This is a genomic window from Streptomyces sp. SA15, assembly GCF_002291145.1.
Taxonomy (GTDB): domain Bacteria; phylum Actinomycetota; class Actinomycetes; order Streptomycetales; family Streptomycetaceae; genus Streptomyces.
In genome coordinates, this window is record NZ_NTGE01000073.1 from 1 (window position 1) to 22,921 (window position 22,921).

The window sequence follows — 22,921 nt, forward strand, 5'->3', positions numbered from 1 at the left end:
GTCCAGGAAGGCGCGCAGCAGCCGCTCCGGGTCGGGCAACCGAAGCGGCCCGGCACCGTCCACGGGCACGGCGTGCGCCTCGGGCGGCATCGCGGCGGCGAGCCGGCGGATGCTCTCCACGTCCGCCGTCCCCAGGGGACCCGTGCGCCACGCATCGTGATCGCTCGGGGACAGGCCGGGCAACAGCAGTCCGCGCGCCACGAAATGCAGGGCCAGCACGGACGCCGTTCCCCAGAACACGGCTGCTCGGTGTCCGTGCCCGCCGGCACGCGCGCGCGTGAGCACCGGCAGGGCGGCGCGCACCGGCAGCACGACGGCCGGCACGCTCACCCGCTCGACACGACCGCCGCCGGGCAGGGCGACGGTCAGGTCCTCGACCGACCCCGCTGCGACGGCGGGCGGGGCTGAGCCATCGGGCCGCCAGAAGGCGACGCCGCCGGAGCGAGCCGGGTCACCGGGCACGAACACGGCACAACAATCGGCCAGTTCGGAGATCTCTGACGAGGGCGCAGCGGGAAACCTCTGCACAGCGATGCTGTACTCCTCAAATTTGACTATGGGGGAACCGGATCGCCGAGGGTACATCACTCCTGCGACCGACCCGTCATGGTTAGGGAGTGGCGTGGGTCACTTCATGGACGGGGTGTCCTTAACCCCCCTGCCCGTGCGGTGCTGACCCCAGGCCGCACACGGGGGGTGCCCTCATGGTCGCGGCAGGTCACCGAATCGTACGTTTCCTCAGGTCAGCCCGTTACCTGAGAGAGCCGGAGTCCAGACATGCCCCAGACCACCGCAGTCGTCGCCGCCCGTCCTCGGCAGGCGCCCGGCTCCTCTCCTGGCGGAAGCGAGTTCACTCCGCTCCTGCGCACGGTCAAGAGCCAGGAACTCCTGGAACGCCGGTACGCCTGGTACGCGCGGGGTATCGCGGTCAACGCACTCGCCCTCGCCGGTCTCCTCACGGGCATCGTGATGGTCGGCGACTCCTGGTGGACGCTCCTGCTGGCGCCCCTGCTCGCCGTGCTCTGCGCGCGTACGGCCTTCTTGGGTCACGACGCGGGTCACGGGCAGATCACCGCCGACAAGGCGGCGGGGCGTGTCATCGGGCTCGTCCACGGCAACCTGCTGCTGGGGATGAGCTACTCCTGGTGGAACCACAAGCACAACCGTCACCACGCCAACCCCAACCACATGGACAAGGACCCTGACGTCGCCGCCGACATCCTCGTCTTCACCGGCGAACAGGCGAAGGACCGCACGGGCTTCCGGCGCTGGCTCACCCGCAACCAGGCCTGGCTGTTCTTCCCGCTCACCCTCCTCGAAGGCGTCGCCCTGAAGATCCAGAGCTTCCGGGACCTGCGCCGGCAGTCGCCCAGGGAGCGATCGGTGGAGGCCGTGCTCCTGGTGAGCCACCTCGCCGGCTACGCGACCCTGCTGCTCACGTCCATGTCTCCCGGCAAGGCTCTGGCGTTCGCAGCCCTCCACCAGGCCCTCTTCGGGCTGCATCTGGGACTGGCCTTCGCGCCCAACCACAAGGGCATGGAGATGCCGGACCCGAGCGGCGAACCCTGGGGTCACCTGCGCCGACAGGTGCTCACTTCGCGCAACATCCGCGGCGGTGCCGTCACCGACTGGTTCCTCGGCGGCCTCAACTACCAGATCGAGCACCACCTCTTTCCCAGCATGCCCCGCCCCCATCTGCGACTGGCCCAGCCCCTGGTGCGCGCCCACTGCCGGGAACTGGGTATCCCCTATGCGGAGGCCGGGCTCGTCGACTCCTACCGACAGGCGCTCCGCCACATGTACGAGGTGGGGGAGCCCCTCAGGGCCGAGTAGGGGCGACGGTCGGGGATGTCTCAGGGATGTCTCAGGGTCGCGGTTCGGAACCGCGGGAAGCGCGGACCCGTTTTCTGAACAGAGAGCGGCAGTGGCCGCGAAGGAGGCGACGCACATGTCGAAGAACGCGAAGATCGCCGCAGGAGGTGTGGCGGCCGGGCTCATCCTGCTGATCTGGCTGCCCTGGTGGGCCGCGCTCCTGATAGTCCTGGGAGTACCGGCCGCCGCATACCTCACGCTGGATCCCTCACAGCGGCGCAGGCTGCGCCGTGTCACGCGCAAGGAGCTCGGCCGCTGACGCACCCGTGTCGGCTCTTCCGGGCCGTCGAGTGCGCAGGAGCCGACGACATCGCCGCCCGCGGGCCTGCCGACGGCATGGTCCGCGGGCGGCCGGACGCCGAGGCCCTACGGCGGCCGCACATCTGTGCGGTCGCGGCACAGCCCGCTCCGCGAGGCCGGGAAGCGCCGGCTGTCCTGGACGCGCCGGCCGGCACCCTCGAGACAGCCGGCCCGCCGACGGCGCGTGCCCCGGCTGGGACGCCGCCATGGACGCCGTACGACTCGGCCGGTACGAGGAACTCGATGGGAGCGGTTCGTGCGGCTGTACCAAGCGCCGCCGGCACACCTGCCGCGACGCCGCATGTGTAGCCGAACTCCACGCGCTGGGGGCGTACCCCGACCACGGCACCGCTCTGGGCGCTCAACTGGGGCGTACGGCCATCTTGTCGAGCGCCTCCAGGAGACCCGGCAGCTCCGGCCCTCGACCCACCGGCAGCACCTCACCGGGCTCTTCGTCGAGCAGCACGAACGCGATGTCGTCGGTCCTGGCCACGAGCGACCAGCCGGGACCGTCGGCGCGCAGCGTCCGGGCGTCCCCCGGCGCGAAGGTCGAGCGGACACGGCCGAGGGGCGGCGGCGTGTCTACGTACGCACGGGCTTCCGCGAGGACGCGCCGGATGCCGGTGCGGAGCTTGGGCCCGCTCTGCTCGGCCTCCTGGCCGTCTCCTGCGGTCCCGGAGGACTCGCCGTTCTCGGAGGCTTCGGAAGCCTTGCCGGCCGGGCGCACGAAGGCCGCGTCGTCGATCTGCTCCCGCCACATCGCCCACTGGAGCGCGATCTCGTCGGCTCCCAGACGCCTCTGGGCCGGACCCCAGGTGCTGGTGTCCGGCGGCGTCAGCGCGGGACGGTCCGCGACCCCGGGGCCGGGATCATGCGGCGCGGGCACGCCCGGGGCAGCGACGGCGACCTCAAGGGGCCAGCCGGGCAGGGCGGCGACGACCGTGCGTTCATCGGGCGACAGATCGTGCTCCATGCCGCAATCCCAGGACGCGATGGCGACGGCCACCAGTGACACGTCGTCGATGACGACCGTCCACCTCGCGCCCTCGCCGTCCTGCCCGAGCACCAGACCGTATCCGTCGACCAGCGGTGCGAGACCGAGCGCAGCGCACGCCGCCGGATAGTCGTCGCCCAGTACGCTCGGGAACTTCGCCGGCGTCAGCAGCGCTGCCGTCAGCACATAGAGCGCATCGTCCGCGGCGGCGACGGCGTCCTCATCCGTCCCGGCCATTCCAGCCTCCCCATCGGTTCGTCCAACGGCGCGCACCCTAGTGCGACCGCAAGGCGCTTGTCACGACTCCCCGACACACCCGGAGCTGCAGCTTTCCGGCCGGACGGGGCGAATCGACCACCTGTCGCCGGTATGTCAGGCCGCCGGCAGCCCGAGGAGCGTACGAGCCACCGTCCGGGTCGACTCGTCGCGTTCCCGCGCGAGAGCGATGACGGCCCGGCAGGCCAGCTCGTTCACCCCGAATGACAGCGCCTCCGGCGACACCCAGCCCGCGGCCTCGTCGATCCGCTCCTGGTCGTCCTCCGCGCACGCCGAGACATACGCGGCGGCGGCCTCGAACAGGTTGTGCGAGCGTGCGCCCCGGCCGGTGTCCGTCTCCACACGCAAGGCGTTGAGGAACCTGGCGACGGACCTGCGGATCCTGCCGAACATGCTGACCACCTTCCCCCTGCGTGGTTGCCATGGCTGAACGGTCATCTTCTGCTCCTCAACGTAGAGTTGGAGGTTCGACAGCAGAAGGGGGACAGTGCCGTGAGACGCTTCGAGCGGCTCGAACAGATCCGGCGGATGGACCCGGAGAAGGACTCCCTGGAGATCCATCGGCTCAGCGTGGCGTACGAGTTCCCCTGGGACTTCACCCGCTCCCTGGAGCTGGCCCTGTACCGCACGTACGCCGTGCCAAGCATCGGCCGGTTGCTGGCCGAGACGGCCGAGCTCACGGACCGGGCACAGAAGCGGTACGACGACACCTCGCTGCTCCTGGACGCCGTCGTCGAGCATGGCTTCGGCAGCGAGCAGGGGCGCACGGCGATCCGCCGCATCAACCAGATGCACCGCAGCTACGACATCAGCAACGACGACATGCGGTACGTGCTGTGCACATTCGTCGTGATGCCCAAGCGGTGGATCGACGCCTACGGCTGGCGCAGGCTGTCACGCCACGAGATCGTCGCCTCCGCCGTCCACCACCGCACTCTGGGTCGGCACATGGGCATCAGGGACTTACCTGAGACCTACGAGGAGTTCGAGACCTGCCTCGACACCTATGAAGAGGCCCGTTTCGCCTGGACCGAGGAGGCGCGGCGGGTCTCGGACGCCACGCTCGCCCTGATGGCCTCCTGGTATCCGGCCCCGCTCGCGCCGCTCCTGCGCACCTCCACGCTCGCCCTGCTCGACGAACCACTCCTGCGGGCCTTCCGCTACCCGCCTCCGAGCCCGCTCACCCGCGCGCTCGTGCGCCGTGCGGTTCGGATGCGCGGACGCGCAGTCCGGCTGCTTCCGCCGCGGCGCGCGCCGCACCACGCGCGGCAGAACTGGGAGATCAAGGGCTACCCGAACGGCTACCGGCTGGACGAACTGGGCACCCGCCCGGTCGCCGGCGTACGGGGCTGTCCCGTGCGCCACACAGGCTCGTGAGCGGTCCCCTCGGCTCTCCGGGGGCTCCTCTCCCCTCGAGTTCACCGCTGAACGCGCCCCTGTAGGTACAGGCGGTCGATCGGCAGTCCCTTGAGGATGTCCCGCATGACCGAGGGCGTCAGCCCTCGCGGACGGCCACCGCCAGGAACCGGTCGTCCTCGTCGACGTACGACGTCATCCGCCACCCGGAACCGGCCAGCAGCGGCCGCAGGTTGTGCTCCGCGCGCAGATCGTCCGGGGTGATCTGCCGGCCTTGGCGCGCGGCGAGCGCCGCCCTGCCGATCGGGTGGAACAACGCCAGCACCCCGCCGGGGCGTACCACGCGCGTCAAATGGCGCAGGTCCTCGGCCGGATGGGGAAGGTGCGCGATGAGCCCCGCGCCGAACACCGCGTCGAGCGATTCCGAGCGCAGCGGCAACCCGGCGACGTCGGCGAGCAGCAACTGCCCGTCCCGGTCCCGTCCGGCCCGTACGGCGGCCTGCAGCATGGCCGGGGTCAGATCGACCCCCAGGACCACTCCCGAGGGCCCCACGGCCGCGCGCAGCGGCGTCAGGGCGCGTCCGGTGCCGCAGCCCGCGTCGAGCACGCGGTCGCCCTCGCGCAGCCCGAGGTCCGCGACCGCGGCGGCATAGGCGGGGCCGTCGTCGGGGAAACGCCGGTCCCAGTCGGCGGCGCGGGCGGTGAAGAACTCCTGGACGCGTGTGTGGTCGTCGCTCATGTTCCGCATGATCCCTCACCGGCAGGGATGACACCCCGGTGCACACGTTCGAGCGTGCCGCGATCGTTCAGGTACATCTCTGGGTCATATTCCAACAGCTTTCGAAATGCGCGCCCTTTGTGAGCCGCTGCCCCGACTAGCGTCCCGGAGCCATGGGACACCTGGACCACGCCGCCCTTGGGTGGCTGACCCCCGTGCTGTCGTACGTGATGGCCTGCATAGGCGCCGCTCTCGGGCTGCGCTGCACCGTCCGCGCGCTCGGCGCCACCGGACGCTCACGCCGCAACTGGCTCGTCACCGCCGCCTCGGCGATCGGCACCGGCATCTGGACCATGCACTTCGTGGCCATGCTCGGCTTCAGCGTCAGCGGCACCGACATCCGCTACGACGTGCCGCTGACGATCGCGAGCCTGCTCGTCGCCATGATCGTCGTCTGCGCCGGCGTCTTCGCCGTCGGCTACAGCCGTGACCGCACCCGGGCGCTCTTCCTGGGCGGACTCACCACCGGGCTCGGCGTCGCGAGCATGCACTACCTGGGCATGGCGGCGGTACGCCTGCACGGCGACGTCGGCTATGACCCCGCGCTCGTCGGACTCTCCGTCCTGATCGCCGTCGTCGCGGCGACAGCGGCCCTGTGGGCGGCGCTCAACATCAAGTCACCCGTCGCGGTCACCATGGCCTCCCTCATCATGGGCGCGGCGGTGAGCAGCATGCACTACACCGGCATGTTCGCGGTGAGTGTGCACGTAACGCCCTCCGGGGCGGCCCTGCCCGGGGCCACGGCGATGCAGTTCATCTTCCCCCTCGCCGTCGGCCTCGGGTCCTATCTCTTCCTGACCTCGGCCTTCGTCGCCCTGTCACCGACGACGGGGGAGCGCCGGGCCTCCGCCTCGGCCCAGCGGCCGGTCGAGAGCACGGCCCACTAGCGGCGGACCCAGCACCGCCCGGACGGGCACGCCCGAACCACTCCCGAGCGAGGAGGCCATGCGTACACCGCGTAGGACCCCCACAGCCGGCGCCGAGACGCCGCCCCCGCCCCCCGTGCGCGGCCGCCGCGCACACGCCGGACCGCCGGCCGACGAAGGCCCGGACGACTCCGTGAGCGCGATACCGGACGACGCACCCGCGCGCGTGGGACGCTGGCACATCCGACCGCGGACCGTGCGAGCCAAGATCGTCTGCCTGCTGATGGTCCCGGTCGTCTCCCTGCTCGCACTGTGGGCGTACGCCACCGTCACGACCGCCCAGGACGTCTCGCGGCTGCTGCAGTTGCAGCGCGTCGACTCCACGATCCGGACCCCCGTCGCTCAGGCCGTTGCCGCCCTTCAGACCGAGCGGGCGGCCGCCGTCCGCCACGCGACCGACCCGTCGGCCGGGCAGAGCGGCGACCTGAAGAAGCTGGCGGAACGCACCGACCGGGCCCTCGCACAACTGCGGCTCGGCGACGACAACACCATCGCCGACAGCGAGGAACTGCCCGCAGGAGTGGCCCAGCGGCTCGAAGCGTTCGTCAGCGGCGCCGAGCGACTGCGCACGCTGCGCACCGCCGTACTCGACCGCCGCGCCGGCTGGGACGAGACCTACGGCCAATACACGAGGACCATCGCGAGCGCCTACGGCGTGGGCGGCGCCCTCACCGGCATCCAGGACGCCGAACTCGGCTCCGACGCGCGCGTGCTGCTCGAATTCTCCCGCGCGGGTGAGGCGTTGGCCCAGGAGGACACCGTCCTGGCCAGTGCGCGCCTCGCCGGCGGCCTCTCGGGCGAGCGGCTGCGGCTGTTCACCGGCGCCGTCGACACCCGTCGTGCCCTCACCGAGTCCGCCGCGGCCGATCTACGGGGCTCCGAACGTGCCGCCTGGCGTGGCCTCGCCGACAGCCGTGCCTACGCCACCGTGACGGCCACCGAGGACAAGATCCTCGCCGCCGGGCCGGGCGCCCGGGCGATCGACGCGGCACCGGAAGCCACCTGGACAGGCGCCCACGCGCGCGTGCAGGACGGGATGCGGACGATCGAGGAGGACGCCGGGCACGGTGTCGCCGAGCAGGCCGATCCGTTCACCCGTGGACTGCTCACCCCCGCCGGCGCCGCCGTCCTCCTCGGCCTCGTCGCCGTCGCCGCGTCGCTCGTGATCTCCGTGCGCATCGGACGCGGCCTGGTCGTCGAGCTGGTGAGCCTGCGCAACAGCGCCCTGGAGATCGCCCGCCGCAAACTCCCCGAGGCCATGCGGAAACTGCGCGCGGGCGAGGAGATCGACGTCCAGGCAGAGGCCCCGCCCGGGCCGCCCGCGGAGGACGAGACCGGGCAGGTCGCCGAGGCCCTGGGCACCGTGCACCGCGCCGCGCTCAGGGCCGCCGCGGAGCGTGCCGAGCTCGCCAGCGGCATCTCCGGAGTCTTCGTCAATCTCGCCCGCCGCAGCCAGATCCTCGTCCACCGCCAGCTGAGCCTCCTCGACAGCATGGAACGCCGCTCGGACGACCCGAACGAACTGAGCGACCTCTTCCGGCTCGACCACCTCACCACCCGCATGCGCCGCCACGCCGAGAGCCTGATCATCCTCTCCGGAGCGGCACCCGGCCGCGCCTGGCGGATGCCGGTCTCCCTGACGAACGTCGTCCGCGCGGCCGTCTCGGAAGTCGAGGACTACGCGCGCGTGGAGGTACGACAGCTCCCCGACGCGTCCGTCATCGGCGCGGCCGTCGCAGACCTCACCCACCTGCTGGCCGAGATCATCGAGAACGCCGCCCAGTTCTCGCCGCCCCACACGCGCGTGCGGATCACCGGCGAGCCCGTCGGCAACGGCTACGCCGTCGAGGTCGAGGACCGCGGCCTGGGGATGGGCAAGGAGACCCTCGCCGAAGCCAACCGGCGCATCGAGCAGTCCGAGGCGCTCGACCTGTTCGACAGCGACCGGCTCGGCCTCTTCGTGGTCAGCAGGCTCTCCGCCCGGCACGGCATCAAGGTGCACCTGCGCACCTCGCCCTACGGCGGCACCACCGCGGTCGTCCTGCTGCCCACGGCCCTGCTGCACACCAGCGGGGCGGAACGTTCCCCCCACAAGGCGGTGGAAGCGGAACGGCAGGCGGAACGCGAGTACGCGCCTGTGCCTGGAGCCCAGCACCAGGACTCCGTCCCGGCGTCGGCGCACCGGCCCGCCCTGGTGGCCCCCGCACCGGCCGAGGCCCGGGCCACGACCGAAACCCCACCTCCCGGAGTCACCGCCTTGCGTCTGCACCGTCCCCCGGACGACCCTCCCGAGGACTCCGACGACCTGCCTCGCCGGGTGCGGCAGGCGAATCTCGCGCCCCAACTGCGCGAGCGGCGCTCCGAGGAGCCGGCACAGGCGTCCGCCGCCCCGGAAGACGACCGGCGCACCCCCGAACTCGTACGGGACCGCATGGCGGCCTACCGCGACGGCTGGACACGCGGAGGCGGCAGGCAGCCGGGCCGCGGTGTCACCCCAGATTTCCCAGCGGGCAGCGACAGCAGCGAAGGAGACCCCGCATGATCCAGGACCCGAGCATGAGGGCCGCCCAGCGGTCGGGCGAACTCGACTGGCTGCTGGACGACCTGGTACTGCGCGTCAGCGAAGTACGGCACGCGGTGGTGCTGTCCAACGACGGCCTCGCCGTGGGCGCGTCGACCGACCTCCGCCGCGAGGACGCCGAACACCTGGCGGCGGTCGCCTCCGGCTTCCACAGCCTGGCCAAGGGTGCGGGGCGGCACTTCGGCGCCGGGGGCGTACGTCAGACCATGGTGGAGATGGACGACGGCTTCCTGTTCGTCGTCGCCGCGGGCGACGGCTCCTGCCTGGCCGTCCTCACCGCCGTGACCGCCGACATAGGCCTCGTCGCCTACGAGATGGCACGGCTGGTCAAGCGCGTCGGCGAGCACCTGTACACGCCGCCGCGCGTCGGTGCTCGACCGCCCGCCGCCGGATGAGGCGAGAAGGCGGTCCACGCACATGACCGAAGACATGACGGGCGCCCCGCGCGAGCAGGGCAGCCAGTGGTACGACGGCGAGGCCGGGCCGCTCGTCCGGCCGTACGCCATGACGGGCGGACGCACCAGACCCGGCCCCACCGGGGTGCGGTTCGACCTGATCGCCCTCGTCACGCTGGACGCGGGCGCGCCCGGCATCGACGACGACACCGCGCTCGGACCGGAACACCGTGCCCTCATCGACCTGTGCCGCCCGGAGACGCAGTCGGTCGCGGAACTCGCCGCCGGCGCCGACCTGCCCGTGGGCGTGGTCAGGGTACTCCTGGGCGACCTCCTGGAACTCGGCTGCGTCACCGTCAGCCGACCCGTGCCGCCCGCGCAGCTGCCTGACGAACGGATCCTGCGCGAGGTGATCGAGGGACTGCGAGCGCTGTAGATGAAAGTTCACCACCACCGTTTGCCGGCACTCCAGAGAGAAGTGATCGATGGTCTCCGATGACTCCGACGCCCAGGGCGACGAGACGGCCGCCCTGGCGTTGAAGATTCTGGTCGCCGGTGGATTCGGCGTGGGCAAGACCACCCTGGTGGGCGCGGTCAGCGAGATCCGGCCGCTGCGTACCGAAGAACTGCTGAGTGAGGCCGGACAGTTGGTGGACGACACCGACGGCGTGGACCAGAAGGTCACCACCACGGTCGCCATGGACTTCGGACGCATCACCATCCGGTCCGGCCTCTCCTTGTACCTCTTCGGCACCCCGGGCCAGGACCGCTTCTGGTTCCTGTGGGACGAGTTGTCGCAGGGCGCCCTCGGCGCCGTGGTCCTCGCCGACACCCGCCGCCTGGAGGACTGCTTCCCCGCCGTGGACTACTTCGAGCACCGGCACATCCCGTTCGTGGTGGCCGTCAACTGCTTCGCGGGCGCCCGGACATACGGCGCGCACGACGTCGCGCGCGCCCTCGATCTCGACCAGGGCACGCCCGTGGTGCTCTGCGACGCCCGTGACCGCGACTCGGGGAAGGAGGTGCTGATCCGACTGGTCGAGTACGCCGGGCGGATGCACACCGCCCGGCTGCTCGACTCGGTGGGCTGACGACCCGAGCACTCGGGACGGCGGGCTTTCTCAGTCGGCGACGGCCTTCTGCGCCAGGACCTTGTCGATCGAGACACGGACGAGGAGTTCACCCGGAACGCCGTTGCGGGCGCCGAACTCCTCGGCCCGCTCCTCGCCCATGTACCGCGCCGCTATGCGGCCGGCCCAGTGCCTGACCTCGTCGAGGTCCTCCGAGATCCGGGCACGGCCCTGGAGCACGACGAAGTCGAAGGGTGGCCGGTCGTCGTCCACGCACAGGGCCGCCCGGCCGTCCCGGGCCAGACTGCGGCCCTTCACACTGCTCTTGCCGGTGTTGAACACGATCTCGTCCCCGTCGAGCAGGAACCAGATCGGCGTCACATGCGGACTCCCATCGGCCCGCACGGTCGAGAGCTTTCCGGTGCGGGTGCCGTAAGAAACGAACTCCCGCCATTCGGTGTCGGTCATCTTCTGTGCCATGTCCCCATCCTCCTTGCTCGGACGCCGGTCGTGGGGAAGGCTGGCGTGGAGATCCTCCGGAGAGGGGGAGACGTCACACGGGGAGACGGGAAACATGGCGCAGAACCAGGGACTTGACTGGCTGTTGGACGATTTGACCGAGCGCATGGAACATGTACGGCACGCTCTGGTCCTGTCCAACGACGGACTGGTCACGGGGGCGAGCACGGGACTGCGCCGGGAGGACGCGGAGCACCTGGCCGCTGTCTCCTCCGGACTGCACAGTCTGGCCAAGGGCTCGGGGCGGCACTTCGGCGCGGGCCGGGTCCGTCAGACGATGGTCGAGTTCGACGACGCGGTGCTGTTCGTCACCGCGGCGGGCACCGGCAGCTGTCTGTGCGTGCTGAGCGGCGCGGAGGCCGACATCGGCCAGATCGCCTACGAGATGACACTGCTCGTCAACCGGGTCGGCGAGCACCTCGGCGTGGACGCCCGACAGCCTGAGCGAAGCCCGGCAACAGATCTCTGACCTGCGCTTTCTCCCTTAGCCGTGGAGTTATCCACAGGCTCGCCACGGAATTCGCCGGACCGGCTACGGTTTTTGTCACGGCGAGCGCACGCAGCGTGAGCATCGACTCCACGGGGGAGACCGACCATGTCAGCCGAGACCATCATGAAACCGCACCACCTCTCCTGCGCGCCCAGCCGCGCGGCGCGAGAACTCGGGTTGAAGCGAGGCGAGTTCGACCTAGCCGTAAACCTCGGACACATCAGGACCCTGCCCGACGAAGGAGGCGGGGGCCGCCGTGTGGCTCGCTCCGAGATCGACCGGGTGAGGTCAAGCGACGGATTTCCCGACTCCCTGCTGGCCCGCGTGAAGGCCGTGGGCACCAAAGAGGGCGCGGCCGTCATGGATGTGCCCGCCGGCAGGTTCACTCGCCTGGCACGCCTGGGGATGGTGGCACCGGCAAAATTTTATCTCAACCGCTACGGCACCGTGGTCTGGCTGTATCTGGCCGACGAGCTACGCCAGTTCGCGACCGACGAGAAGAACACCCCACTGCTGAAGGAGCGTATGCCCGAGGGAATGCGCGACCAGCTGGGCGCGGGACTGGACCTGCGCCCTCGCAACTGGCGCGGACGGCACCTGGGATTCCTGCTGAGGCAGACCGAAGACCCGTGGGGGCACGCCGGGGCCGTGGCCGCCTTCCTTGATCCCATTCAGATCGCGGAACTCGTCCGTGACCCCTATGAGCGCGCCCATCTGAACCGGTTCCGGCCCGGGCCGCCCACGCATGGCGCACCGGGTTCGCCCGCCGCCCACATCGCCGAGACGCTCATGACGGCGGACGCTCCCGACGAGATCGACTGGCGGCGGGCCGAACTGGTGGTGGCCATGGAGGAAGCACGCGAGTACCGGGCAGCCCCCCGCCCCGCACCGAAACAGGCCGGCGCCGCGGCGCTGCCGGCTGCGTCAGTGCCGGAGGACCCGGAACCGTCGTCGCGCGGGCTCATGGGCTGGCTGCGGAGCAGAAGCCACCGCACCGCAGAGCGGTGAACTCCAGGGTTTTGAAGCACAGGGTTCTGATCAGTCGAGGTTCTTGAAGGACCCCATCGGTGGCGCGTCGGCGCGACGGCTCGTGTCATCCACCACTCGCGGGCGTGCCGGTTCCAGATGACGGTGGGGTCCGTCGCGCGGTCGGGAACGGGGTCCCGGAACAGGGGGCGGGCAACGGCTGTCATCGGTTCTTCCCAGGAGTGAGTGCGACGGTGTGGGCCGGCCCGCGGCCAGGAGGCCCATGAGCCGGAGTTGGCGACGTGGACGACGGCCATGGCAGGGCTCATGGGCGGTCACTCGTTCTCGATCGCCCCGAACAGGGCACGGACGACGCGAGCTATGGATCCCACGCCGATGTCGTCACCAGTGAACTCGGCGCGTTCGTCTTCCATTTCACGCACCTCGGGCAATCCGACGAGGGCGCCGTACAGCACAGCGACTACAACGACCGCCGAAGCTCGATCCAGGTCGCCCGCCTGAGGGTGGGCGGAGACACCCTCGTGTGCGACCGCGACGAAGCCCTTGAGGCCCCCATCCTGCCTCTCGAAGGGCCGACCCAGTGGATCGGGCGGACCAGGTCCTAGGCGTGTCCTAGGCGGTGAAGTGATCCTTGCGGATGACCCCATGCACCCCCACGGTACGGTCGACGACCTGCGAGATCTCGAAGTCGGCCGCCGCGGACAGGTAGGCGTAGGCCACCGCTCGGTCCATGCCGAGGTCGTGCTGCAGGAAGTCCAGCGCGTTGACCACCGCGCGGCGCATCGCGATGTTCAGGTCGTTGATCTGGCCGTTCTGGGAGCCGTCCGGGTCGGAGAGCCCGATGGGGACCCAGGCGTCAGAGGTCTCGGCGAACGGGTAGTGAAAGGCGACCGAAGGCGCGTCGCCTGAACCTGCCTTGCACACGGTGAGTCGGAACGTGGCACGCAGGGATCCCTCCATCGCGGTGAGCGCCACCTCGCCGTCGCCCATGGCCATGTGCGAGTCACCGGTGTAGAACAGCGCGCCCTCGGCGTACACGGGCAGGAAGAAGGTGGCACCCACGCCCAGAAGGTTGATGTCGATGTTGCCGCCGCCGAGGGTGGGCGGGATGGAGTTGAGCGACGGGGCGGCAAGGGTGTCGCCAGGGGCGAATGCCACGCCCATCATGCCCATGAACGGGTGCAGCGGGAAGACGACCTCCCCCGACGTGCCGCGTGGCATCACACCGCTGGGCACGCCGCCCCGCCCGCGGCGCACCGGCGTGAAGACCGAGACGTCGCCGTAGTGGGTGGGATCGCCCGTGGCCCGCCCGTCCGTAGCCACCGGCGGCATGATCTCGTCCATGGTGATCCCCGCCGGCACGCCGCCTCCGGCGAGCCGGGGCAGGGCGCCCTTGCCGTGACGGCTGGAGACGACACCGTACGGTACGCGCAACAGCATCGAGAGCATTTCGACCTTCAGGACGTCTCCCGGCTCGGCGCCGTCCACGTGGACCGGCCCCGTGACCACGTGCGGACCGTCCACGTCGAAGTTCCGCTCGGTGCGGGAGTAGTCCGCGGCGACCGCGACGGCGTCGTCGAGCACCTGATCGCGCGGTACGCCCTGCCGGCCGAAGTACGCCACCGGGTCGCGGCCCTGGTCTTCCAGGATGCCCTCGTGCGACACCGTGTCCACGGTGATCGTCTCACCCGACCGCATACGCGCCACGGGCTCGCTGCCCAGGGCCGGCACATAGCCCCAACGCACCTGGCTCGGGAGGGAGGGGAGGTAATGCTGACCGTGGATGGGTCCCTTTCCGGGTTGGAGTATCTCCCGCGGGAACATGGACGGCGCGGCGGTGGACGGAGACCCTGACGCACCCGACGCGGCCTGTGCGCCCAGCAGACTTCCGCCGGCCCCGGTCACCGCTGCCACCGCGCGCAGGAAGCCCCGCCTCCCCAGCCCTGCGATGAGCGCCTCGCGCACGGCGCGGTTCGCTCGTCTGGACGTTTCCATAGGTCCTCCATCAAGGTCTTGGAGCAGGTCGGGGCCCGTCGGACGCACACGCCTGCGTCATTCCCACCCAGCCACCCGGCGGGTGCGACCAGGCTGCTCGACGGTGAGGCGCTGGGCCATCCGACTGGGACGCAAAACTCCGGCGCACGCCCGTACCGGGGTATGAACAGGAACGCGGCGATCTGGTCGCGCGCCCGGGCACAGGGCCCGCCTTCGGGCCGGGTTCCAGGACGCATGCCTCTCCGACGTGGTGTTTCGCGCGGAGTAATGCGGCGGTACGGGGGCGGTAACAGCTTGCCGCTTTGCTCGGCGTCCCCACGGGTCAGCGTGCGATCGGTCCTCCGCGCGTACCCACCGGTCCGTTCCATCCCGAGCCAAGAGGAATCGCGTGACTCGAACCAGCCCCGACCTTCTCGAGCTGCCGGGGGTCTGGCATCGCTCACTTCTCGTCAACGGCGACGGCACCCGTGATGTCACCAGCACCGTCACCTGGGTGCAGGGTGCCACCCGCTACGCCGACCTGCGGCAGACCGCTGACCGGCCGCACCCCCGAGGCAGTCGGAGCCTCGGCGATCTCACGTTCGGACAGCTGCTCGACCTGGCGCGGCAAGAGGGTTTCGCCGGGCAGTTGCACCATGTCGACAGTGCCTTCCACTGGAAACGCGGCATCGACTTCGCGCCCACGTCTGTTCCGGACGCCGGGCTGCTGACCTGGCGGGGACCGATGCTGGTGGAGAAAGGCCTGCACGCACCGTACATCGAGCACTGGCGCCCCGACACGGACGCGGTCACGCCGTGCGCCGCTGTGGAGTTGACCGATCCGCAGTCCGGCAGCGTCGCGCTGCTGGTGCGGACGGGATCGTGGTTCGGCTACGCCCGCAGCCGGTCCGAGCCGCTGCCGAACCATGCCCCGCTGGCGGAACTGGTGGCAGGAGCCGCGGACCTCGGCCGAGTCCGGGAGATGCTCGACTGCGAGGTGTCGCTCGGCCGGGTCGTGGGCGACCGCTGGACCGTCGGACGTTCGACTCTGCCGCACCGCGAAACCCGGACGCTCGCCCCCGGCCTGCTCGGATCCGCCGGGCTGCTGATCAGCGACACCGACGCGAGCGGCGTTCCGTACGCTCGCCGCTGGGAGATCACCGCAGTCGAGGGGCCTTGCGACGTCCTTGCCTCGATACCCGCACCCGAAGCTGGGAGTTGACTGTACGCACGGACCTTCCGGGTGGCCCGGCCTTCCGGATGGCCGGCCCGCCCCACTGCTGCGGCCACCCGGGATTCAGCCGCGGGGCGTACCGCGGCTGTGGACCAGGTCGTGGGCTCGGATGGCGAACCACAGCTCCGCGATGTGGTCGGTCTGGGTGACGCCGCGGCCCGTCAACTGCTCGATCTTGCGCAGCCGGTAGCCGAGGGTCTGTTTGTGGATGTGCAGTTCGTCGGCGGCCAGCTGCCAGGACCGGTTGCGGCGCAGTGTGACCCGGAGGGTGTGCAGGTATTCGGTGTCGTGCTCGGCGTCGTGCGCCATCAGCGCGCCCAGCACCCTGGACACCAGGACCTGCGCCTCGGCAGGGGTACGGGGCAGCGGCAGCGCGGTCTCGTCCCCGTACCGGACCACACGCCGGTTCTCGGCCTTGGCGGCTCCCAGCGCCCAGTGGGCCTCTTGCCGGGCTTCGGGAATGCGCCCCGCCGAACCGATCCGGTCGCTCACGCCTATCGGCGCCGAGGAGCCCCGCAGGATCTGCTCCAGCCGCTCCGGGCGGTCGTCCATCACGATGTGCAGGCTGTCGTCGCGGCGCAGCAACAGGTGGGGGACGCGCAGTCTGGACAGGCGGCGATGGACCTCGTCGGCGACGCTGTCGCACGCGGCCGGGGTGAGGAGGAGGACGGAGTCGGCCAGTGCGATGCCGCTGTCCGCCAACTGATACTCGGCAGCCGTCGGATCGAGCCTGTGCTCCAGCAGTTGCCGGAGCAGTTCGGCGCCGCGACGGCGGCGGCTTTCTCGATCCGCTGCGAGCTGGGTCAGTTCCAGCGCGCCGACCGTCGCGACGTGTTGGAGCAGTCCGAGACTGGGCAGTTGCTCCCCGGTCGGCTCGGCGACCAGCGCCGTCGGCTGGTCGCCCGGCACGGCGACGGCCAGCGCCACGGCCCACCGGCTGCCGGATTCCCGGCGGCGCAGCCGCAGCACGCCCGGCATGGCCTGGGAATGCGCCGCGAACTCGGCGGCCAGAGCATCGGCGAAGCTGGTCTCGGGACCCTCTTCGAACAGCGACAGGCCGGTCGCGGGATCGACCAGGTACAGTCGCGCGTCCAGCTCTCGGCCGAGTCTGCCGAACATCTCCGGTCCGGACAGGCCCCTGGCCATCGAGGTCCGCAGCAACGCGTACAGCCGCGCGACACCTGCCAGCTGCCGGGCCCCCTCATCCTCGTTGACATCGGCCACCGCCCGCACGACCGCGCTGAACGGCACGCTGTAGGGCACGGACACGACCGGTAGCGACAGCTCGTCGGCTCGATCGGTGAGGGCACGGGTCAAGGGCGGACCCCCAGTGCCAAGGCCCAGGCCGAAGGCGCTGGGGCCGGCCTCGGCGAGCCTCTCGATGAAGGAGGCCTGTCCTTGTGAATCGGCGGCCAGTCCCGTGCCGTTGGTCAGCAGCAGCTCGCCCGAGGCGAGCCACGCCCAGGGGTTGGGCAGGTCGGACGGGTGAACCCAGCTGACCTCGCGGTCCAGGCCACGGGCACCGGCGTGCAGCGACATCTGCAGGTGCGGCATGGCGAGAAGTTCACCCACGGTCACCGCCATCGCTTCCTCGCCTCCCAGCTATCCGCCTGCGGGTGCTCTCCGGCGGTGAACCTATTCCCGCTGGTCACCCCACTGATGAGACCGGCGTGAATTCCGTGTTACCGGCATTGAAGGCGTTACCGGCGCTGGGGGCCATGCCGGCTCATACCCCGGTATGACGGCGGGTGGAAGTTCTGCGTCCCGGTCGCATGGCGGATCCGCGCGGGCTGTTCGCATGCTGTGCGCATCGAGTGAACGAGCGGAGTGTGTGGCGATGACCGGACCCGATGCCTATCAGCGTGATGCGAACACGGCGGCCGGACGCATCGGCTGGCCCGAGGGCTTCACGGCGGCCGCCTGCCTGACCTTCGACATGGACGCCGAAGCCGCTGTGCTCAGCACCGACATCTCGTCGGTCGACCGCATGAGTCCGATGAGTCATCAGTCGTACGGACCGCTGGTCGGGGTGCCCCGGATCCTGGACATGCTGGAACGCCACGACATCAGGGCCACGTTCTTCGTCCCCGGGTACACGGCGCACCGCTACCCGGCGACAGTGAGGTCGGTGGCCGAGGCAGGTCACGAAGTGGCCCACCACAGCTATTTCCACGAGAACACCGTGGGCATGGACGCCGCGACCGAGGCCGACATGCTGGACCTGGGGATCAAGGCCCTGCAGGAGGTGGCGGGCGTCACGCCGGTCGGCTACCGGGCGCCGATGTGGGAGCTGAACTACCACACCCCGCGGCTGCTTCAGGAGCGCGGATTCCTGTACGACTCCAGCCTCATGGACGCCGACCACCCCTACCGGCTGGCGGTGGACGAACGGCCGCAGGCAGGCAGCATCGTGCAGGTGCCCGTTTCCTGGGGGCTGGACGACTGGGAGCAGTACGCGTTCCTGCCCGGGCTCATCGGATCCGGAGTGATCGAGAGCCCCGCCAAGGTGCTGGAGATGTGGACCTGGGAGCTGGAGGCCATGCACCGCCTCGGTGCCTGCTTCGTCCTCACCTGCCACCCGTTCCTGTCCGGCCGCCCCTCGCGCGCCGAGGCGCTGGAGCGGCTCATCGAGCGGATGAAGGCGCTGCCCGGCCTGTGGATCACCACCGTCGCGGAGGTCGCCCGCCATACCGCCTCCCTGGACCTCGCCCCGCGCATATGCCCGCGGCCCCGGATCCCCGAAGAGGCCTACTGGGAACCGCGGCACCCCTGAGTCGGGGACCAGTCTGTTCCGCCGGTCCACCGCCGATCGGCTTCACCGCCTGTCTGTCCACCACCGTTCGCACCGCGGGCAAGGGCGCCTGCCGTGTCCTTCCCGTACGCCCACGGCGGCCGAACGGCCGTCCCCTCGACAGGAATCGCCATGCCCGAAGACACCGCGACCGCCCCGCCGGTCCCGCCCACCGCCGAGACCGGCACTCCCACCGAGACCGGCACAGCCGCCGACGAAGGACTCAAGCAGCAGTACACGATGAGATCGGCGTTCGCCCTCGCCTTCTCGGACGTCTCCCCGATCGTCGGTCTCTACGGGGTGTTCGCCCTCGGCATCGTGACCGCCGGTCCCGCCTTCTGGTGGGCGTTCCCGGTGGTCCTTGTCGGCCAGCTGCTGGTCTCCGGTGTCTTCGGCGAACTGGTGTCCCGCTGGCCGCTGCAAGGCAGCGTCTACCAGTGGGCACGCCACCTGATCGGCCCCCGCTACGGATGGTTCACCAACTGGGCCTACATGTGGGGACTCACCCTCGCGTTGTCGGCGCTGGCCTACGCGGCGTCCGGATTCCTCATCGCGGCGATCGGCCTCACCGACGTCAGCGGTACGACGCAGGCGCTGATCGCGCTGGGAGTGCTGCTGTTCGGCTCGGCCGCCAACATGATCGGAGGGCGGGTACTGAAGATACTGCTGTACTGCAGCCTCACGGCGGAGCTCGTCGCCACCCTCGGCATCGGGATCGCCCTGCTCTTCCTCCACCGTGCCCACCCTCTCTCGGTCATCCTGAGCGGCGGGGGCACCGCACACGGCTCGCAGTGGCTCCTCGGACCGTTCCTCGGCGCGGTCGCCATGGCGGGCTGGTCGTTCGTCGGATTCGAGTCGGCCGGCTCCATCGCCGAGGAGGTCAAGGAGTCCCGGCGGGTACTGCCCAAGGCCATGCCGCTGGCCCTGGCGGCCGTCGGCCTGCTCATCATGTTCGCCAGCCTCGGCATCCTGCTGGCCATGCCGGACATCGGAGCCGTGCTGAGCGGTAAGGACTCGGATCCGGTCGCGACCACCCTGCAGGCGCAGCTCGGTTCCTCGACCGGCAAGGCACTGCTCATCGCCCTGGTCGTCGGGTTCACGGCCAGCCTCATGGCGGTGCAGGCAGCGGTGAGCCGGGCGATCTGGGCCGGTGCCCGCGACCGGGCCATCCCCGGCGCGCGGCTGCTGGGCAGGCTGTCCGGCACCGAGCGAGTGCCCCGGAACGCGATCGTGCTGACCGCTGTCATCGCCGGATCCCTGCTCTTCATCAGCGCGTCGAAGGTCTACGTCCTGCTGCTCTCCTTCGCCAACGCCGGGTTCTACCTCTCCTACGCGCTGCCCGTGCTCGGCGCGGTCTACGTTCGGCTGCGCGGTACCTGGGCGCCCGGCGAGGTGTCCATGGGCCGGTGGGGCACACCGGTGACCCTCGCGGCCGGGGTGTGGGTGATCTTCGAGTCGGTGAACATCGCCTGGCCGCGCGCCCTGAACGGAGTGTGGTACCTCGACTGGGGACTGCTGATCATGACGGGGGCGCTGGGAGCGATCGGCGCGATGGTGAGCTGGTGGGTGTTCCGGCCGGAGCGAGATGTGTCCCCTGCCTCCGCCCTTCATTCGGTGGCGCTCGACGAGGGCGGAGCATGAGCGGCCGGGTCGCCCTGATCACCGGCGCCGCCGGCGGTATCGGCGCCGCGACCGCCGAGGTGCTGAGCGAGGCGGGCTGGCGGATCGCCGGGCTGGATCTCCACCCTTCCCGTACGGATCTGCCGCTCATCGCCGATGTGGCCGATCGCCGCGCGGTCGCGGACGCCGTCGACCGCGCGGCCGAGCGGTTCGGCCGACTCGACCTGGTCGTGACCGCCGCCGGGTACTACGAGGACGGCATCGACGTCGGCGACATCACCACCGCCCAGTGGACCCGCATGCTCGACGTCGTCCTGGGCGGCACGGTGAACACCTGCGCCGCCGCCATGCCGCACCTACTCGACGCCGGCACGGGGAGCGTGGTCGTGATCTCCTCCGAACTGGCCCTCGCGGGCAGTACAGGCGACCTGCACTACGTGGCAGCCAAGGGCGCGGTGCTCGGCTTCGCCAAGTCGCTGGCGCTGGAAGTGGCCGACTCGGGGATCCGGGTCAACATCGTCGCCCCCGGCCCCACCGACACACCGCTGCTGGCCCCGGACTCTCCGTGGCGTGAGCCGGCCTACCTGGCCACCCTGCCCCTGGGGCGGCTGGTCACCCCGGCCGAGGTCGCGTACACGGTGCGTTACCTGGCCACCGAGGGGCGCATGTACTGCGGGGACGTGCTGTCCCCGAACGCCGGAGCGGTGATCTGACATGGCATCGGACGCACGCCCCGGGCGCAGTGGCATCGCCCTGGTCACCGGAGCCGTCCAGGGCATCGGCCGGGCCTGCGCGCTGCGGCTGGCCGCGGACGGTCACACCGTCGCCGTGAACGACGTCGCCGACGACGGACGGCTGTCGGAACTTGCCGACCGGATCGGCGGGATCGCCGCGCCCGCCGACATCGCTGATCCGGCCGCGATGGGCACCATGCTCGCCCGCGTGGAGCGGCGGGCCGGCCCGGTGGGGGTCCTGGTGGCCAACGCCGCGGCGATGTCGATGGGACCGTTCCTCGACCAGAAGCCCGAGGACTGGTGGCATCACATCGATGTGAACCTGTCCGGGCATTTCCGGGTCATACAGGCCGTATTGCCGGGAATGCGGGATCTTGGCCACGGCCGGATCGTGGTCATCGCCTCGGAATGGGGTGTGATCGGGCAGCGCAACGCCACGGCCTACGCCGCCTCGAAGGCCGGCCTGATCGCTCTGGTCAAGGGACTGGCCCGTGAACTGGGTCCCCAGCAGATCCTCACGAACTGCGTCGCCCCGTCCTATGTGGACACCGATCAGCTGAGGGTGGACGCCGCCGACGCCGGTGTGACGCTGGAGGAGATGCGGACCCGCTACCGGCGGTTGATGCCCGTCGGCCGACTGGCGGAGCCCGGCGAGATCGCCGCGGCCGTCGCCTTCCTGGCCTCGCCCGGTGCGGGGGCGATCATCGGCCAGATCCTCCAGCCCAACGGCGGCTCCACCCGTGCCCGTGCCTGAGCACTCCCTGAACCCGGAAGAGGAACTCCCATGCCCGACCCGTCCCGTGACCCGGTACGCCCCGTGGACGGCACGAGCGTTCCGCGCTTCGCCGGGAGCGGAAGCTTCGCGCGGGTGCCGGAGATAGACCGAGTCGGCGACTACGACGTCGCCGTCCTCGGAGTGCCGTTCGACGCCGGTACGTCCTACCGGCCCGGTGCCCGGTTCGGCCCGATGGCCGTTCGCCAGGCGTCCCGCCACCTGCGCCCGGAGTACCACGTGGAGCTGGACATCTCACCGTTCACCGCCATCCAGGTCGTCGACGCCGGTGACGTCCCGGTGACCCCGTTCTCGATAGACAGGGCGCTCGGCCAGATCACCGACCACGCCCGGGACGTGGCACACGGCGGCCGCAAGGTACTGGCGATCGGCGGTGACCACACGATCGCGCTGCCGATGCTCCGGACGGCGGTGGCGGAGCACGGGCCTGTCGCCCTCGTGCACTTCGACGCGCACCTGGACACCTGGGACACGTACTTCCACGCGCCGACGACACACGGCACCGTGTTCCGCCGCGCATTCGAAGAGGGCCTGCTGATCGAGGACCATTCCATCCATGTGGGCATCCGCGGCCCTGTCTACGACCGAGCGGACATGGACGCGGACAAGCGTCTCGGCTTCCGTACGATCCGGGCCGGCGACATTGATCTGCTCGGAACGGCCGGTGCGATCCAGGCGATCACCGAACGGGTGGACGACCTCCCGGTCTACCTGTCCGTCGACATCGACGTCCTGGACCCGGCCTTCGCACCGGGCACCGGAACCCCGGAGGCCGGCGGGCTGACCAGCCGGGAACTCCTGCGGGTACTGCGCGGGTTGACCGGGTTGAACCTCGTGGGCGGCGATGTCGTGGAGGTGTCTCCCGCCTACGACCACGCCGAGATCACCTCGATCGCCGCCGCGACCGTGCTCTTCGACCTGATCAGCCTCATGGCCCGCGCCCATTGACGAGGGCTTCGACTTCCTCGGCCGGCGCTTCCGGCGGCACCGGTGCCAGTGATCGATGGTGGCCCCTGGACTCGGGCGCTCAGGCGAGCTGCGCGTGTTCGCCTGTCGAACTGCCAATGGTTCGAGGTGCCGTTCGATGCTGGATGCCGACGTGAGCCTGCCCGCCACGTCGAGCCTCTCTTCGGCATGGAGTAAGTCGGCCGCTCGTTTGCTCGCGGTCATTGGCAGCAGTGGCCCGCCGTGCAAGCCGAAGCGGTCAGGGACTCCTGGCATTGATCACCGA

The 22,921-nt window shown here is 70.6% G+C and carries 23 protein-coding genes and 1 pseudogene; 17 read left to right on the plus strand and 7 right to left on the minus strand.

Going from position 1 to position 22,921, the window contains the following annotated elements:
- Window positions 1-528: pseudogene (locus tag CLM62_RS11875) on the minus strand (ATP-dependent helicase); the annotation flags it as partial.
- Between the two features lie 249 nt (window positions 529-777).
- Between CLM62_RS11875 and CLM62_RS11880 the strand changes: the two are divergent.
- The gene (locus tag CLM62_RS11880) at window positions 778-1,833 is read left to right on the plus strand and encodes an acyl-CoA desaturase (protein WP_095749792.1); all 1,056 of its coding nucleotides are present in this window, start codon (window positions 778-780) and stop codon (window positions 1,831-1,833) included.
- Window positions 1,834-1,948: 115 nt separating this feature from the next.
- On the plus strand, window positions 1,949-2,131 hold the full coding sequence (locus tag CLM62_RS11885; RefSeq protein WP_086731275.1) for a hypothetical protein: 183 nt from the start codon (window positions 1,949-1,951) through the stop codon (window positions 2,129-2,131).
- Window positions 2,132-2,533: 402 nt separating this feature from the next.
- On the opposite strand, the gene CLM62_RS11890 is transcribed toward CLM62_RS11885, so the two are convergent.
- A complete protein-coding gene (locus CLM62_RS11890; protein ID WP_095749793.1) occupies window positions 2,534-3,403 on the minus strand; it encodes a hypothetical protein in 870 nt (289 codons plus the stop codon).
- 135 nt (window positions 3,404-3,538) lie between these two features.
- Window positions 3,539-3,835 carry a hypothetical protein gene (locus CLM62_RS11895; RefSeq protein WP_095749794.1) on the minus strand — a complete coding sequence of 99 codons (297 nt, stop codon included), beginning with the start codon at window positions 3,833-3,835 and terminating at the stop codon, window positions 3,539-3,541.
- A 99-nt stretch (window positions 3,836-3,934) separates the two neighbouring features.
- Here CLM62_RS11895 and CLM62_RS11900 point away from each other — a divergent pair, with 99 nt between their 5' ends.
- The gene (locus tag CLM62_RS11900) at window positions 3,935-4,819 is read left to right on the plus strand and encodes an oxygenase MpaB family protein (protein WP_179382056.1); all 885 of its coding nucleotides are present in this window, start codon (window positions 3,935-3,937) and stop codon (window positions 4,817-4,819) included.
- Between the two features lie 118 nt (window positions 4,820-4,937).
- Here CLM62_RS11900 and CLM62_RS11905 read toward each other — a convergent pair whose 3' ends face one another.
- Complete coding sequence (locus CLM62_RS11905; protein WP_095750050.1) at window positions 4,938-5,537, minus strand: class I SAM-dependent methyltransferase; 600 nt, start codon at window positions 5,535-5,537, stop codon at window positions 4,938-4,940.
- Window positions 5,538-5,689: 152 nt separating this feature from the next.
- Here CLM62_RS11905 and CLM62_RS11910 point away from each other — a divergent pair, with 152 nt between their 5' ends.
- Genes CLM62_RS11910 through CLM62_RS11930 form a run of 5 tightly spaced genes read left to right on the plus strand, consistent with a single transcriptional unit; the run spans window position 5,690 to window position 10,569 of the window.
- Complete coding sequence (locus CLM62_RS11910; RefSeq protein ID WP_095749795.1) at window positions 5,690-6,463, plus strand: MHYT domain-containing protein; 774 nt, start codon at window positions 5,690-5,692, stop codon at window positions 6,461-6,463.
- Between the two features lie 58 nt (window positions 6,464-6,521).
- Complete coding sequence (locus CLM62_RS11915) at window positions 6,522-9,044, plus strand: nitrate- and nitrite sensing domain-containing protein (protein ID WP_095749796.1); 2,523 nt, start codon at window positions 6,522-6,524, stop codon at window positions 9,042-9,044.
- Window positions 9,041-9,478, plus strand: coding sequence for a roadblock/LC7 domain-containing protein (locus tag CLM62_RS11920; protein WP_095749797.1), 438 nt, complete (start codon window positions 9,041-9,043; stop codon window positions 9,476-9,478). The genes CLM62_RS11915 and CLM62_RS11920 overlap by 4 nt, the downstream gene beginning before the upstream one ends.
- Before the next feature lie 22 nt (window positions 9,479-9,500).
- Window positions 9,501-9,914 (plus strand): DUF742 domain-containing protein, encoded by a 414-nt coding sequence (locus CLM62_RS11925; RefSeq protein WP_095749798.1) that lies wholly within the window; start codon window positions 9,501-9,503, stop codon window positions 9,912-9,914.
- A 49-nt stretch (window positions 9,915-9,963) separates the two neighbouring features.
- Complete coding sequence (locus tag CLM62_RS11930) at window positions 9,964-10,569, plus strand: ATP/GTP-binding protein (RefSeq protein ID WP_095749799.1); 606 nt, start codon at window positions 9,964-9,966, stop codon at window positions 10,567-10,569.
- Between the two features lie 30 nt (window positions 10,570-10,599).
- Here CLM62_RS11930 and CLM62_RS11935 read toward each other — a convergent pair whose 3' ends face one another.
- Window positions 10,600-11,028, minus strand: a complete 429-nt coding sequence (locus CLM62_RS11935; RefSeq protein WP_095749800.1) for a PPOX class F420-dependent oxidoreductase — start codon at window positions 11,026-11,028, stop codon at window positions 10,600-10,602.
- A gap of 94 nt (window positions 11,029-11,122) precedes the next feature.
- Here CLM62_RS11935 and CLM62_RS11940 point away from each other — a divergent pair, with 94 nt between their 5' ends.
- From CLM62_RS11940 to CLM62_RS11950, 3 genes are all read left to right on the plus strand, one after another.
- Window positions 11,123-11,536: a roadblock/LC7 domain-containing protein gene (locus CLM62_RS11940; protein ID WP_095749801.1), complete on the plus strand. Its 414-nt coding sequence runs from the start codon at window positions 11,123-11,125 to the stop codon at window positions 11,534-11,536.
- 126 nt (window positions 11,537-11,662) lie between these two features.
- Window positions 11,663-12,565, plus strand: coding sequence for a DUF6397 family protein (locus CLM62_RS11945; RefSeq protein ID WP_095749802.1), 903 nt, complete (start codon window positions 11,663-11,665; stop codon window positions 12,563-12,565).
- A 260-nt stretch (window positions 12,566-12,825) separates the two neighbouring features.
- The gene (locus CLM62_RS11950) at window positions 12,826-13,149 is read left to right on the plus strand and encodes a hypothetical protein (RefSeq protein WP_095749803.1); all 324 of its coding nucleotides are present in this window, start codon (window positions 12,826-12,828) and stop codon (window positions 13,147-13,149) included.
- Between the two features lie 7 nt (window positions 13,150-13,156).
- Here CLM62_RS11950 and CLM62_RS11955 read toward each other — a convergent pair whose 3' ends face one another.
- Entirely contained in the window at window positions 13,157-14,539 is a 1,383-nt protein-coding gene (locus CLM62_RS11955) for an acetamidase/formamidase family protein (RefSeq protein ID WP_095749804.1), read from the minus strand.
- A 388-nt stretch (window positions 14,540-14,927) separates the two neighbouring features.
- Between CLM62_RS11955 and CLM62_RS11960 the strand changes: the two genes are divergently transcribed.
- A complete protein-coding gene (locus CLM62_RS11960; protein WP_095749805.1) occupies window positions 14,928-15,740 on the plus strand; it encodes a hypothetical protein in 813 nt (270 codons plus the stop codon).
- Between the two features lie 75 nt (window positions 15,741-15,815).
- Here the strand turns inward: CLM62_RS11960 and CLM62_RS11965 are convergent, their stop codons facing one another.
- Window positions 15,816-17,336 (minus strand): PucR family transcriptional regulator, encoded by a 1,521-nt coding sequence (locus CLM62_RS11965; protein ID WP_095749806.1) that lies wholly within the window; start codon window positions 17,334-17,336, stop codon window positions 15,816-15,818.
- A 253-nt stretch (window positions 17,337-17,589) separates the two neighbouring features.
- Here CLM62_RS11965 and CLM62_RS11970 point away from each other — a divergent pair, with 253 nt between their 5' ends.
- From CLM62_RS11970 to speB, 5 genes are all read left to right on the plus strand, one after another.
- A complete protein-coding gene (locus tag CLM62_RS11970) occupies window positions 17,590-18,525 on the plus strand; it encodes a polysaccharide deacetylase (protein WP_095749807.1) in 936 nt (311 codons plus the stop codon).
- Between the two features lie 150 nt (window positions 18,526-18,675).
- Entirely contained in the window at window positions 18,676-20,184 is a 1,509-nt protein-coding gene (locus CLM62_RS11975; RefSeq protein WP_218835587.1) for an amino acid permease, read from the plus strand.
- Window positions 20,181-20,876, plus strand: a complete 696-nt coding sequence (locus tag CLM62_RS11980) for an SDR family NAD(P)-dependent oxidoreductase (RefSeq protein ID WP_095749808.1) — start codon at window positions 20,181-20,183, stop codon at window positions 20,874-20,876. Before CLM62_RS11975 ends, CLM62_RS11980 begins: the two co-directional genes overlap by 4 nt.
- A gap of 1 nt (window position 20,877) precedes the next feature.
- Window positions 20,878-21,651 (plus strand): SDR family NAD(P)-dependent oxidoreductase, encoded by a 774-nt coding sequence (locus tag CLM62_RS11985; RefSeq protein WP_095749809.1) that lies wholly within the window; start codon window positions 20,878-20,880, stop codon window positions 21,649-21,651.
- A 30-nt stretch (window positions 21,652-21,681) separates the two neighbouring features.
- Entirely contained in the window at window positions 21,682-22,638 is a 957-nt protein-coding gene (gene speB / locus CLM62_RS11990) for an agmatinase (protein ID WP_095749810.1), read from the plus strand.
- Window positions 22,639-22,921 lie beyond the last annotated feature (283 nt).

Coding starts and splice junctions, on each gene's coding strand:
- CLM62_RS11880 (WP_095749792.1), top strand. CDS start 778: ATGCCCCAGACCACCGCAGTCGTCGCCGCCCGTCCTCGGCAGGCGCCC.
- CLM62_RS11885 (WP_086731275.1), top strand. CDS start 1,949: ATGTCGAAGAACGCGAAGATCGCCGCAGGAGGTGTGGCGGCCGGGCTC.
- CLM62_RS11890 (WP_095749793.1), bottom strand. CDS start 3,403: ATGGCCGGGACGGATGAGGACGCCGTCGCCGCCGCGGACGATGCGCTC.
- CLM62_RS11895 (WP_095749794.1), bottom strand. CDS start 3,835: ATGTTCGGCAGGATCCGCAGGTCCGTCGCCAGGTTCCTCAACGCCTTG.
- CLM62_RS11905 (WP_095750050.1), bottom strand. CDS start 5,537: ATGAGCGACGACCACACACGCGTCCAGGAGTTCTTCACCGCCCGCGCC.
- CLM62_RS11910 (WP_095749795.1), top strand. CDS start 5,690: ATGGGACACCTGGACCACGCCGCCCTTGGGTGGCTGACCCCCGTGCTG.
- CLM62_RS11915 (WP_095749796.1), top strand. CDS start 6,522: ATGCGTACACCGCGTAGGACCCCCACAGCCGGCGCCGAGACGCCGCCC.
- CLM62_RS11920 (WP_095749797.1), top strand. CDS start 9,041: ATGATCCAGGACCCGAGCATGAGGGCCGCCCAGCGGTCGGGCGAACTC.
- CLM62_RS11925 (WP_095749798.1), top strand. CDS start 9,501: ATGACCGAAGACATGACGGGCGCCCCGCGCGAGCAGGGCAGCCAGTGG.
- CLM62_RS11930 (WP_095749799.1), top strand. CDS start 9,964: ATGGTCTCCGATGACTCCGACGCCCAGGGCGACGAGACGGCCGCCCTG.
- CLM62_RS11935 (WP_095749800.1), bottom strand. CDS start 11,028: ATGGCACAGAAGATGACCGACACCGAATGGCGGGAGTTCGTTTCTTAC.
- CLM62_RS11940 (WP_095749801.1), top strand. CDS start 11,123: ATGGCGCAGAACCAGGGACTTGACTGGCTGTTGGACGATTTGACCGAG.
- CLM62_RS11945 (WP_095749802.1), top strand. CDS start 11,663: ATGTCAGCCGAGACCATCATGAAACCGCACCACCTCTCCTGCGCGCCC.
- CLM62_RS11955 (WP_095749804.1), bottom strand. CDS start 14,539: ATGGAAACGTCCAGACGAGCGAACCGCGCCGTGCGCGAGGCGCTCATC.
- CLM62_RS11965 (WP_095749806.1), bottom strand. CDS start 17,336: ATGGCGGTGACCGTGGGTGAACTTCTCGCCATGCCGCACCTGCAGATG.
- CLM62_RS11970 (WP_095749807.1), top strand. CDS start 17,590: ATGACCGGACCCGATGCCTATCAGCGTGATGCGAACACGGCGGCCGGA.
- CLM62_RS11975 (WP_218835587.1), top strand. CDS start 18,676: ATGCCCGAAGACACCGCGACCGCCCCGCCGGTCCCGCCCACCGCCGAG.
- CLM62_RS11980 (WP_095749808.1), top strand. CDS start 20,181: ATGAGCGGCCGGGTCGCCCTGATCACCGGCGCCGCCGGCGGTATCGGC.
- CLM62_RS11985 (WP_095749809.1), top strand. CDS start 20,878: ATGGCATCGGACGCACGCCCCGGGCGCAGTGGCATCGCCCTGGTCACC.
- speB (WP_095749810.1), top strand. CDS start 21,682: ATGCCCGACCCGTCCCGTGACCCGGTACGCCCCGTGGACGGCACGAGC.